The organism is Baaleninema simplex PCC 7105 (assembly GCF_000332355.1).
GTDB classification, from domain to species: domain Bacteria; phylum Cyanobacteriota; class Cyanobacteriia; order Cyanobacteriales; family Geitlerinemataceae; genus Baaleninema; species Baaleninema simplex.
On sequence record NZ_KB235958.1, the window covers coordinates 3,083,298 to 3,095,235 of the forward strand.

Below are 11,938 nucleotides of genomic sequence, written 5' to 3' on the forward strand. Positions count from 1 at the left end.
CCAAACCGATCGCCCGATCGCATCACCATCACCACCTCTTCTTCAGGGTCAACTAACCACCCCAGTTGACCCCCAGCCTGCAAACAAGTTTGAATCTTCGCAATCAGCCGAGTCGTACTCTGATTCGGAGACAAAATTTCAATTATCCAAGCTGGCGCACCGGAAAAAGGTAAGTTCCCAGTTGGCATCGCGTCGCGCCGCACTACTGCAATATCGGGAACGATCGCATACGAATCGAACAGACAACGTAACTCGGGAAAAGCTTCGTAGGGAGACTCACAAGCATCGACGATCGCCACTAAACGCTTCTGAAGAATACTATGATAAGCCGTTGGCATGGGTTTCTGTTTGGGGTGTCCGTCGAGTAACTCCCAAGCTGGCGAATCGTCAATTTCAGGTAACTTTAGGAACCCTTGAAGATCGATCGACGAACCTGTCGTAATCATACTCTCCTCTGTAAAGACGAACGCGCTACGATTTTAGCGCAAGCGATCGCCTCACAGACATCGATCGCCCTACTGTTGAACTCCCCAAGAAACCGAGTTTTTTAGCCTGAACCGCGAGAATCCTACGTTTCTAATCTCCGATTGAAGCGTAGATGAATCGCGGCGGTAAGGTTGCGGGCAAGCCGTTCGATCTGTTATGCTGCTCTTAGTGCAAAGCTTGTTTCACCTAATGAAAGTTGTCAAGCTGAGAATTTATCCCACGGGGGAGCAGGAAGTTGCCCTGGCGAAAGCCTTTGGCTGCTGTCGTTTCGTGTGGAATCGTTCTCTGCAATTGACGACTGAAGCCTACCGCCAAACGGGGAAAGGCATCTCTGGGTTAACTCTCAAAAAGATGCTTCCGCAATGGAAGCGAGAACTGGAGTGGCTCTCAGACACTTATTCTCACTGAGAGGGTGACAACATAGCTAGACCCCCTGCCTCACAAGGGATAGAGCCTCTAGCCCTCGTTGAAAATGGAGAGATTTGTGAGGCTTCAACGCCATGAGCGCCAACATCCAATCTCTCCAGAGCAGCAGGGATTGACTCCAAGCATAACCGGATAATCCGAGGGAAAAAACACTATGATGAGGAAAACCTTGAGGGGTCAGGTCTGAACGACCTAAATAGGATTGGACGTGAGATTCAAGGAGACGCTGACCCGAACGAGTTGCTAACCAATAGGCTAAAGTCATGAGCAAAATGAGCGCCAAAAGTCGCGGAGGACTGACTCGAGTTGACTCAAGATTGTAGCCGCCACTTTTGCAGTCTCGGAACATCATTTCAATGCCCCAACGCGCTCTGTAAATTTGGCGAACTAATTGAGCATCTGAGAGAGTGGTCAGCAATAACCAAGGTTCTTTCCCTCCTTTCCCTCGATAACGACGTTTCCAATAAACGCCGAGATTAAGAGCGCGAACTGGTTCTTCTTTGTTGACATTAACGTTTTCAAAGAAGTGATACTGTCCCGGTTGAAAGCCTCGGTGTTTTAAGGCTTGGCATCGAGTCTTGGCATCCGCCACATAGGTACTTTTCTTCTGTCGCAATACAGCGTCCGCACCTCGCTTCCTGAGCCAGTCTGCCAGTTTAGCACTCTGAAATTCTCGGTCGCCTACTACCACCACTGGATAAGGTTTTAATAGCTTCAATACCGGCGCTAATATTTTTTGCTGTTGCCTCAAGGAACTGCTGCCTAATTGGGGTAATAACTCCCAATAGACCGGTAAAGCATGAGTCCCCCAAATTAGAGACACCATGAACAAATTCCGGTCTCTCCATTGAGTTCGGTCAAGGACGACCACCAAATATTTTCGAGACTTTAAGGTGAGTTGAGGACGCGCTCGTCGCTGTTCCCGATTGAGGTGGTTGCCGCGATATTCAGCTTTCAGCCACCTCTTGATAAGGGGAAACCATAACAACTTGGCACTCAACTGAGGCAACTTCAGAAATCGTTGCAAGCTGGTGACGCGACTGTCGTATTTTATCGGTTGAGGAAAGAACTGCGCTAACGTCGATAATTTGACTTGCCGATGCATTTGCAGTATCCAGACCAGCCACTTTAAGATCCCAATTTGCTTCTCATTGAGATGGATGCGCAGAAAATCTTGGTAGAATGTCGGTAGCATTTTTTTGTTGGGGTGGCCGCAAACGCCACCCTCTTTTTTGGGACTCCTCTATTCTCTCAAACAATTGTCCCGTCTGGCTTCCGTCTACCTTGTCACCCTCTCAGTTATTCTCAATGTCTGCAAAGTTCGGTACTCAACCTCTCGAGAGCCTTCGTTAACTTCTTTGAGGGACGCGCTCGTTACCCACGATTTAAAAGTAAGCACAAACGGCAATCCCTTCAATACCCGCAAAACGTCAACTCTTACGGAGACAAATTACATCTTCCCAAGATTGGAGAGGTGTACTGTCGCGTTCATCGTTGGTTTGAGGGGACAATCAAAACCGTAACCGTCAGTCGCAACCCTGACGGTCGTTATCACGCTTCAATCCTTATCGACGACGGTTCGGAAAAACCCGAACCGAATGCCGACGGAAAGGCCATCGGTATCGATCTGGGGTTGAAGCACTTTGCCGTGACTTCTGACGGTGAGAAATACAACAATCCCCGTCACCTCAACGCTTCGACTCCGCTCAGCGTTGAGTCCGAGCGGAGTCGAGGACTCAAAAAGCACGAGCGCAATCTCAAACGCAAACAGCGAAAACTTTCGAGGAAACAGCAAGGGTCGAACTCTCGCCAAAAAGCCAGGCGGCTCGTGGCGCGAGTTCACAGTAAAATTGCCAACACTCGAGCCGATTTTCTCCACAAGCTATCCCGCTCTCTTGGTGCGCGTTCCCTAGCGCCGTGCGACGGCGCGGGGTCGCACCGCAAGATAGTCAATGAGAACCAAGTGATTGTGGTGGAAAATCTAGCCGTGAAGAACATGGTCAGGAATCACAGCCTCGCTAAGGCAATAAGCGATGTGGGCTGGGGTATGTTTTCAACCCTGCTCAAATACAAGGCAGAGGGAGAAGGGAAGGTCTATCTAGAAGTCGATCGATTCTTCCCCAGTACTCACCTTTGCTCTGAAACGCTGTTGCCGCTCCCCAAGATGGGACTCGACGTGCGATCGTTTGAATGTCCGCAATGTGGGCAGATTCACGACCGCGACATCAATGCGGCAATCAATCTTAAAAATGAAGGCTTGCGGATATGGGCCTCGGGAACCGGGGCTTCTGCCAGTGGAGGGAATGTAAGTCCAAAGGGAGGTCGAATTCGTTCGACGCTTTCCGAGGCAATTCCCAGTGAAGCTGGAAGCCACTCATCAATCGCCTCGCGATGATGAGTGGTAGTTCACAACCCGATCCTCTAAACCTGTCCACCCGACCCGTTATTCATCCACACTAGCCGCACGATTCCGCCACGCCTTACTCCGCCTGAGCCTTGCATCCGTGGAAACGATCGCCCTCCTAACCGCCACCGATCGCACTGCGATCGCCCAAACCCGACTCACCAACAACTCCTGACTCGCGATCGACGGAATCGGCCCTATCGCAGGAACGTTTCGTCAAAAAACCGTTGCATCGTCGCCCAAGCCTCCTGTGCCACGTCCTCGTCGTAAGCCGTTCCCTCAAACGGATCGTCGTCAGCACCCGGATCGGTGAAACTGTGAACGGCGTTTCCGTACATCACCATTTGCCAATCAACGTTTGCCGTCTGCATTTCCTCGATAAAGCCGTTGACGTCAGCGATGGGGACGAACGGATCGTCAACCCCGTGCAACACCAAAACCCGCGATCGAATATCAGCCGCATCCTGGGGATCGGGGGTGTCGAGGTTGCCGTGAAAGCTGACGACTCCCGCCACAGACGCACCACTACGGGCGAGTTCGAGGACAGTTCCGCCGCCGAAACAATAACCGATCGCCGCAATGCGATCGCTCTCCGTCATCGCTAAATCGCGTAAAAAGTTCGCCCCAGCATTGGCCCGCGATCGCAACAGTTCCCGATTTTCTCGATACAGCGTCGCCAGTTCGTTCGCTTCGTCAGTATTGCTCGGCCGCACCCCTCGTCCGTAAATATCGGCCGCTAAGGCTACATATCCCATTTCCGCCAGTTCTCGCGCCCGAGCTTTCTCGAAATCCGTCAATCCCATCCAAGTGTGAACCACCATGACGCCGGGGCGTGGGGCGACGATGGCGTCGTCGTAAACGAGATAGCCTTCGAGAACCGTTTCGCCATCGCGATACTCGACGGTTTCAGTGCGAATTTCAGCCAAGGCAGTTCGGACGCTCAGGAGTGCCGTGGCAGCGGCCAGGATCGGGGAAACCCAGGAAAATTTCATCAGTGTCTTCGTGGTATCGTGTGCCGCTAATATTATCGATGGTCTTCGACGGGCGAACGAAATCTTTCTAGACTAGATCGCAATGTTGGAAATTTGAAGCCGTTTGAAAACAGTCATGGCAACCTATCTCGTAACCGGCGCAAGCGGTGGCATCGGCGTAGAATACTGTCGTCAGTTAACAGAGCGGGGAGACGAGGCGATCGCCGTCTGTCGCTCGAGTTCGTCAGAATTGGACAAGTTGGGAATTCGCGTCGAAACGGGAATCGACATCACCTCCGACGAGGCTGTCGCCGACTTGGTGTCTCGCTTGCAGGGCAAAGCGATCGACGTTTTAATCAACAACGCCGGTCTCCTCAAACGCGTTACCCTCGACAACTTAGATTTCGACAGCATCCGTCAACAGTTTGAAGTCAACGCTTTGGGGGCGTTGCGAGTCACGGCGGCGCTACTCCCCAACCTCCACGACGGCTCGAAAGTCATCATGATGACCAGTCGCATGGGATCGATCGACGACAATACTTCGGGGAGTTCCTACGGTTATCGGATGTCGAAAGTTGCCATGTCGATGGCGGGAAAATCCCTCTCCCACGACCTCAAACCCCAAGGAATCGCAGTGGGAATCCTGCATCCAGGGTTGGTGAGTACCCCCATGACGAACTACAACGGCATTTCTCCTGAAGAGTCGGTGAAAGGACTGTTGGCGCGTATCGACGAGCTGAACTTAGACAACACCGGTACGTTTTGGCACGCCAATGGTGAAGTGTTGCCGTGGTAGGGGGAGCCAGGGAGAGGGGGAGAGGGGGAGAGGGGGAGACAAGGGGATAAGGCAGAACTTCACCTTATCCCATCATCTCCTCATCCCGCCATCCCATCACTGGTGACTGGTGACTGGTGACTGAAGCACTGCCTCGCGGCTCACTGTTCGCGGCTCACTGTAAAAGGCTGGTGACTGGTGACGGGTGATTGAAACCCATCACTGCTCGCTGGAAATCTTGATGAAAATATCATAGCGACTGCTGCGCTCGTCGAGGATTCCTGCACGAACGCCGATGGCGTCGATCGCCTCGAGCAATGCTTGTTGGTTGTCGGGTAGGCGCGGTAAGAATAGGTTGGCTTCCCCTTGGCTGTCAGCTAAATTGAGGAAAAACAAACCGTTGCTGGGGTTCGGTTGTTGGGGAACCACTCGCTCGAACAGGGGTGTCTCGGACAAAAATTGAGCATCGCTGGGAGTTAGGCGATCGCTCGTCGGAACGCCGACGCTGAAAAATGCCAGAGTACTGTTGAGCCAACCGTGAGTGACGTCGAGTCCTTTGCGCCGCGTGTCCCACTGGACTAGGGGCAATCCCGAAAGTTCGCCGACTTCGACTTCAAAATCGTATTCCTCAGCCACAGCGCGATCGATCTTGTCGAAAAACAGATCGGCCGCGCGGCGATCGCCAGCTTGTGCCATCAACACCAACGCTCCAGGAAACGTCGCGTCTGAAGTGTCCGTCGCCGGAACTAAGGCCAGGGCGAACTCTCCCGTCATCCACGAGAGAACTTCCGCTTCGAGATCGATGCCGACGGTTTGTTGTAAAGCACTCCGCAGCCACGCGGCATCGAGGGGCAACAGAGCGTTGGCGCGAGCGTTTTGTAAATAGTCTTGCCAGAGTTGTTTGAGGTTCGATCCGGCTACGACCAAGACTGTTTCGGCCGGGAGGCGATCGACTGTCGTGGGGGGTCGATTGCGTTCTGGATCGAAGGTCGTTTCGCTGTTGGGAGCCAGCCACGACAATCCTTTGAAGCGCATTCCGTCGTTTTCGAGGTTGACGGCGATCGCGACACCTTGCGTTTCGACCCGTTCGAGGGCTTCAGATTCGACGGGACGAGTCGAGGTTTCCGAAACCGCTTTCAGGGCTTGGGGAACGTTAACGAACAGGTTCGCCGCATTGGGGTCGGTGGCGTCCAAGGTTTCCCAAGCGCGGTTGTAGCCGGGGGTCGAGACGATCGAACTGTTGCCTTTGTACGCATCGATAGCGCGATCGATGGCGCTGGCGTCCGTCGCCGCCAGGAGAAACCGTCGGTCGAGAATGGCGATCGCGTAACTCGACCCGTTGTCTTGTCGTTCGCGAACGGTAATCCCTTTATAGGTTCGTTCTTGCCAGGACGAGGACGGGTCGCCTGCTTCGGCTAACTGTCTGACGCGGTTGAGGTTAGCAATTGGTAAAACGAACAGGGCAGCGCGATCGGCTTTGAGGTCTTCGGGGTCGGTCTCTGGCGAGATCGGCGGTGGCGGAAGAAACGCAACGGTGATGCGATCGCCGACCCAAGGTTTGATGTCTTCGGTGTAGGTATAGCCGCTATCGCCCAGTAGACGCTGTTCGAGTTGTGCCAAACCCTCGCGGAACAACGTCTGACTGTCCGGCGTTCCGTAGCGAGCGAGCCGTTGCCAGCGATCGTCGGCCGTCGAAACCGACACGGCCATCAGCGCGTCTTCGGGGATCGATCGAGCGCCTGCCATCACGGTTTCGTCGGCAGGTTTGCGCGACAGAACCCAATAGGCTAGACTCCCACCGAAAACCAGGAGTACCGCGACACCTAACAGACGCCAACGAGAAGATTTCCGAACTGTCATCATAGGGAGGCTGCTTGTGAGAGTCAGAGGCTGTGTGCCGTGCCTCTGACACTTTATCAGGATTTTTCGTCAATGCGATCGATCGCGCAACTTCGGCAGAGTTCGCCGAATCTACGGTCTCGACTTGACAAAAGGCGATCGTAGATACCAAATTCGCCTCAAATCGGGCGCTCGGGCGACTTTCCCTTACGAGAACTTTAAAAAACCACAAATACCATGAAGATTAGACAAACATCAGATAGGAAACAAGACAGCGTCAAAATGCATCTCATATATTGGAACCAAAGGGCTGACTTGTAAAGCTACGAAGAGCGCCAACCGTGACTACGACACTGCCTTCGCAAGTAACTTCGTTTGACCGACACCAACCAACAGGTGTCGCCATTTTCTCAGAACCGGTTCATGCTTCTGTGAACAACCGTTTCAAACGGGCCGTCGACATCGCCGGTGCGGTGGTCGGATTGGGCATTACTGCGGCTGTCGCCGTCCCTGTGGCGATCGCCATGCACTTGTCGGACCCCGGTCCGATTTTTTACAGCCAAATCCGCTGCGGATATAAAGGCAAACCATTTCGGATCTGGAAATTTCGCTCGATGGTGGTCGATGCCGACCGCAAAAAGCATCTCGTCGAAAACCAAGCCGAGGGATTCATCTTCAAAAACGAAAACGATCCGCGCATTACATCGATCGGACGCTTTCTCCGTCGCACGAGTTTAGACGAACTACCTCAGTTTTGGAACGTTCTGACTGGCGATATGACCTTAGTTGGAACTCGCCCACCGACACCGGACGAGGTAGAGCGGTATAACGCCCATCACTGGCGGCGTCTCGATGTCAAACCGGGCATCACCGGAGAATGGCAAGTGAACGGTCGGTCTACCGTGAAAAACTTTGAAGATATCATCGAAATGGATCTTCAATATCAGGAAAAATGGTCTGTTTTTTACGACTTACAACTGATCTTCAAAACCATTGCTGTCGTGTTCAAGGGAAGCGGTGCTTGTTAGGTTGAGAACTATTTTCTCGGTGCATCTCACCGTTTCGCCCTCGCACGATTTGAACGATTGCCGATACATCTCAAAGCTCGCTCCTCAGCGGGCTTTTTGGTGTTTGTCTTCAAGGATGTTCGTACTTGGTAGGACTTACGCAGTTCGACCGAAATTACACTAAATGGAGAGGTCGATGGGCATTGCCCACCCTACAAATGGTGTAAATGCGTAACTCCTGCTTGGACACCAGAAAAAATCCGATTCCCTGTTCCCGCTTCCCTTTTTGTCCCGATTTTGTTACACAACTGATTTTTGAATTTTAAATTTGTAAAATTTGCGATTTGATTTTTTGCGAAACAGGTTTCAAGAAATTTTTGATTTACTTGGAAGAATCAATCGAAACGGGGATTTCCACAACAAACGACGTTCCGATATCCACTTTAGATTTAAAATACAACTGTCCGCCATGAGTTTTTGTGACAATTTGATAGCTAGTAGATAACCCGATTCCTGTCCCTTGACCCACGGATTTTGTGGTAAAAAACGGCTCGAAAATTTTGCTCGATAACTCTTCTGAAATTCCAATACCGTTATCTGAAATTTGAATGCGAATTCTTGTATTTTTGCCTTGAAAATATTCAGTTTTTATGTTAATTTCTGGGATCTCTAGATAGTTCGATCGAGCGTCGATGGCATCGATAGCGTTAGCAATTAGATTTAAAAACACTTGATTGAGTTGGCCGACGGCACAAGTGACGGGAGGAAGGTCGCCAAAGTCTCGGATCAGACGAATTTCTCCTCGCGTCTCTGTCGCCTGAAAGCGCTGTCCGGCAATGTTTAACGTATTCTCTAACTGTTGGTGCAAATCGACGGTTTTGATTTCAGCTTCGTCGAGGTGGGAAAACATTCGCAGAGATTCGACGATTTTTTGAATGCGATCGGCGCCAAATTTCATCGAATCCAGCAATTTGGGAAAATCTTCGGCAAGATAGTCGAGATCGATCGCCTCGATTTCCTCGAGAATCGTTTCGGGAGGGTTGGGATAGACTTGTCGATACAATTCGATCGCGCGGATTAATTCTGCACTGTAACCGTGGGCGTGTGGGAGATTTCCCGCAATAAAACTGATGGGATTGTTAATCTCATGGGCGATTCCCGCGACAAACTGACCCAATGCAGACATCTTTTCGGTGTGAATTAAGCTGGCTTGGGTATGTTGCAACCGTCGCAGCGTCTCGCTTAACTGTTGGACGTTGCGCCGCAGTTCCATTTGCGCGATCGTCTGGCGACTGAGGGCGCGTAACGCCCGCAATTGTTCGGAATTGAGTTGGCGAGGTTTGCGATCGATGGCGCAAACGGTTCCCACCGCGTAACCGTCTGGCGTCACCAACGGCGCACCGGCGTAAAAGCGAATTTGAGGATCGACTGTGACGAGGGGATTGTCGGCGAAGCGTTTGTCAATACTGGCGTCGGAAACGACAAAGATATCTTTGGGTTCGAGGATGGCGTGGGCGCAAAACGCCTGTTCGCGGGGGGTTTCGTCGGCGTCGAGGCCGTATTTGGATTTGAACCATTGGCGATCGCGATCGACTAAACTAATTAAGGCAATGGGCGTCTCGCAAATATACGCCGCCAAAGTTGTAATGTCGTCGAAAGCCTCTTCCGGTAAGCTGTCGATAATATTGTAGCGATCGAGTGCCTTTTGGCGATCGGCTTCGTTACTCGGGTTTGGGGCGCTTGGCATATTTAGGCGATAATTTGATTCAGTTTTTGACTTCTCTTTGACGAGACCTTTAGAACGCTCGTCGATGTAAACCCATCTCGATTTTAACATTTTCGATCGAAAGTTTTTAAATACCTTGAAAAATTCCTGCATATCAGATCTCTGGCATCTTCGAGATGCCGGAAAGCTGGCTGTAGCGAGAGAGCCTCGATCGCTATCTCCAGCAGGATACTTACAGTACGAACGACTTCAACTTTCGGATTTCAAGATTTTCTCAAACTTGCAACATAGAAAACAAAATTGGGTGCATTTCAAAAATGTAAATTTATCAGCTCGGAGTCTATACAGTGAATTGAGCTGTTCGCCCAATTTTTTAAACCACGGTGTCGGCGGTCAGTTTTTAGGTTTTAGACGTATTTTCTCGTATTCAATGCTCGATCGAATAAGTGCCAAAGGCAAAATACTTAAAGCTGAATTGAGTTGAGTTCTGGAAATGATACTTCATCCTTTTCCGATAAGCTAGGTTTCAAGAAGTCTTCACCACATCCCCCCTTAGCGGGTGCATCTCAATGAGTGCAAAAACATCAGTTTGGGGTGGCAAAATTCCCGATTAGCACTTCCGGTATAAGATCCCCGGCATCTCCAAGATGCCGGGGATCTGGAAATTGAGTGCGCCCAATTCGATGAATTTACATTTTTGAGATGCACCCCCCTTAGCCCCCCTTTGAAAGGGGGGTTGGGGGGATAGAGAGACTTTTTAGGTTGGGCAAAACCCGTGTTTGATACTTCATCCTTTTCCGATAAGCTAGGTTTCAAGAAGTCTTCACCACATCCCCCCTTAGCCCCCCTTTGAAAGGGGGGTTGGGGGGATAGAGAGACTTTTTAGGTTGGGCAAAACCCGTGTTTGAGTTCGGATTCCGTATGACACACCGATATCGAGAATAGCTCCATTTTCAGGCTGCAACTGAGCTGCAATAGCCATGACTTTCGCATCTGGTGCGTTTCCAAATAAGACGCAATTTTTTCGATCGACTAATGTTTGAGTTCGATCGTCAATGGATTCGATCGCCGCTTCAATTTGACATCAAAACTCATTTTAGCGATCGGCAAACTTCGCCGTGACATCCGACCAATGCAACCCGTCCAAACTGGGCAACACCCAATGAGCCGCCCCCACCCGTTCGGCCGGTCCGAGTCCGACGACGTGCATTTTCGCCGCCAACGCCGCCTCGACACCGGACTCTGCATCCTCGAACACGACGCAGTTTTCCGGCGAAACCCCTAACTGTTCGGCAGCGTGTAAAAATACGTCCGGGGCGGGTTTGGGGCGATCGACACAGTAAACGTTGGTGATGGTGTCGATATCGTCAGCAATTCCCAACTGTTCGATGACGGCGTAAACGTTCTGACTGGCCGAGGCCACCGCCGTTTTAATCCCAGCGGCGCGAACCTCGTCGAGGAACGATCGCACCCCCGGTAACAGATGTTCGGAACTCATCGTTCGCACGAACTCGCGAAAATATTGATTTTTGCGGTCTAGTAGCGTTTGAATCTTCTCTTCCGGTAGCGTCCGACCGTTCAGCATCCGCAGCAGCGAATCCCGTCGCGACAAGCCCCGTAGCGCTTCGTTGGCTTGGCGATCGAAGGGAATTCCTTCTTCGTCGGCTAAACGCTGCCAAGTTTGATAGTGAAATTCGATCGTATCGGTCAGCACGCCGTCCATATCGAAAATTGCCCCCTGTAGGGCGACAGACGGTACGGAACGAGTAGACGAGACGGAAGACTTCATGGGCGGCGAGGGGAAAACGCTACGACCCCAGATTACGGAGTTCTGCGTCTCTTTGTCTAGCATCTTGAAGTCGAGCTTCTTGTAGGTTGAGTTTTTGGTTGAGTTCCCGCGTGCGGCGAGACAACAAGCGAATGATATTGATGGCGATTCCGGGGGTTTCGTCGATGGCGTCGTAAAGTTGTTGTTGGGTCAACATCAAACACTCGCAGGGTTCGCAGGTTGTCACCGAGGCCGATCGCGGTTCGGCGTCGAAGAGGGACATTTCACCGAAACAAGCGCCTTGGGACAGCCGTGCTAGTTCGCGATCGCCGATATGCACGCGCACCACACCCGAGACGACGATATACAGCGATCGACCTTCCTGCCCCTCCGTAAAAATCGTATGGTTGGCGGGAAAGGACAACTCGTCCATCACCGAAGCCAAACGCACGAGAAAGTCGTCCCGCAGTTCTTTAAAGATCGGGACGCCTCGCACGAACAACAAGCGATCGACACTGGTAAGCATGGGGCAGAAA

At 51.6% G+C, this 11,938-nt stretch carries 11 protein-coding genes and 1 pseudogene; 4 read left to right on the plus strand and 8 right to left on the minus strand.

Translation table 11 applies throughout. The features are described from left to right. Positions 1 to 446: Uma2 family endonuclease (locus GEI7105_RS0115765; protein WP_017661403.1), on the minus strand; the 446-nt coding region annotated here is incomplete at its 3' end. Positions 447 to 675: 229 nt separating this feature from the next. On the opposite strand from GEI7105_RS0115765, the gene GEI7105_RS0115770 reads away from it, so the two are divergent. Then, positions 676 to 894, plus strand: coding sequence for a helix-turn-helix domain-containing protein (locus GEI7105_RS0115770; protein WP_245555423.1), 219 nt, complete (start codon positions 676 to 678; stop codon positions 892 to 894). Between the two features lie 16 nt (positions 895 to 910). Here GEI7105_RS0115770 and GEI7105_RS0115775 read toward each other — a convergent pair whose 3' ends face one another. Further along, a complete protein-coding gene (locus GEI7105_RS0115775) occupies positions 911 to 2,107 on the minus strand; it encodes an IS4 family transposase (protein ID WP_017660281.1) in 1,197 nt (398 codons plus the stop codon). A gap of 102 nt (positions 2,108 to 2,209) precedes the next feature. On the opposite strand from GEI7105_RS0115775, the pseudogene GEI7105_RS30845 reads away from it, so the two are divergent. After that, positions 2,210 to 3,307 (plus strand): annotated as a pseudogene (locus GEI7105_RS30845) (RNA-guided endonuclease InsQ/TnpB family protein); the annotation flags it as partial. A gap of 48 nt (positions 3,308 to 3,355) precedes the next feature. Here the strand turns inward: GEI7105_RS30845 and GEI7105_RS40500 are convergent. Beyond that, positions 3,356 to 3,478: a hypothetical protein gene (locus GEI7105_RS40500; protein ID WP_281166998.1), complete on the minus strand. Its 123-nt coding sequence runs from the start codon at positions 3,476 to 3,478 to the stop codon at positions 3,356 to 3,358. 35 nt (positions 3,479 to 3,513) lie between these two features. Beyond that, complete coding sequence (locus GEI7105_RS0115785; RefSeq protein WP_017661405.1) at positions 3,514 to 4,308, minus strand: dienelactone hydrolase family protein; 795 nt, start codon at positions 4,306 to 4,308, stop codon at positions 3,514 to 3,516. Positions 4,309 to 4,423: 115 nt separating this feature from the next. Here GEI7105_RS0115785 and GEI7105_RS0115790 point away from each other — a divergent pair, with 115 nt between their 5' ends. Further along, positions 4,424 to 5,083: an SDR family oxidoreductase gene (locus tag GEI7105_RS0115790; protein WP_026097704.1), complete on the plus strand. Its 660-nt coding sequence runs from the start codon at positions 4,424 to 4,426 to the stop codon at positions 5,081 to 5,083. A 198-nt stretch (positions 5,084 to 5,281) separates the two neighbouring features. Here the strand turns inward: GEI7105_RS0115790 and GEI7105_RS0115795 are convergent, their stop codons facing one another. Then, entirely contained in the window at positions 5,282 to 6,925 is a 1,644-nt protein-coding gene (locus tag GEI7105_RS0115795) for a DUF3352 domain-containing protein (RefSeq protein ID WP_017661407.1), read from the minus strand. A gap of 380 nt (positions 6,926 to 7,305) precedes the next feature. On the opposite strand from GEI7105_RS0115795, the gene GEI7105_RS0115800 reads away from it, so the two are divergent. Next, positions 7,306 to 7,929 (plus strand): sugar transferase, encoded by a 624-nt coding sequence (locus tag GEI7105_RS0115800; RefSeq protein WP_245555465.1) that lies wholly within the window; start codon positions 7,306 to 7,308, stop codon positions 7,927 to 7,929. A gap of 361 nt (positions 7,930 to 8,290) precedes the next feature. Here the strand turns inward: GEI7105_RS0115800 and GEI7105_RS0115805 are convergent, their stop codons facing one another. The 3 genes from GEI7105_RS0115805 to GEI7105_RS0115815 form a co-directional block, all read right to left on the minus strand. After that, positions 8,291 to 9,655, minus strand: a complete 1,365-nt coding sequence (locus tag GEI7105_RS0115805) for a sensor histidine kinase (RefSeq protein ID WP_035493192.1) — start codon at positions 9,653 to 9,655, stop codon at positions 8,291 to 8,293. A gap of 1,075 nt (positions 9,656 to 10,730) precedes the next feature. Further along, on the minus strand, positions 10,731 to 11,423 hold the full coding sequence (gene pgmB, locus GEI7105_RS0115810; RefSeq protein WP_051044152.1) for a beta-phosphoglucomutase: 693 nt from the start codon (positions 11,421 to 11,423) through the stop codon (positions 10,731 to 10,733). 19 nt (positions 11,424 to 11,442) lie between these two features. Beyond that, positions 11,443 to 11,928: a Crp/Fnr family transcriptional regulator gene (locus GEI7105_RS0115815; protein ID WP_017661411.1), complete on the minus strand. Its 486-nt coding sequence runs from the start codon at positions 11,926 to 11,928 to the stop codon at positions 11,443 to 11,445. Positions 11,929 to 11,938 lie beyond the last annotated feature (10 nt).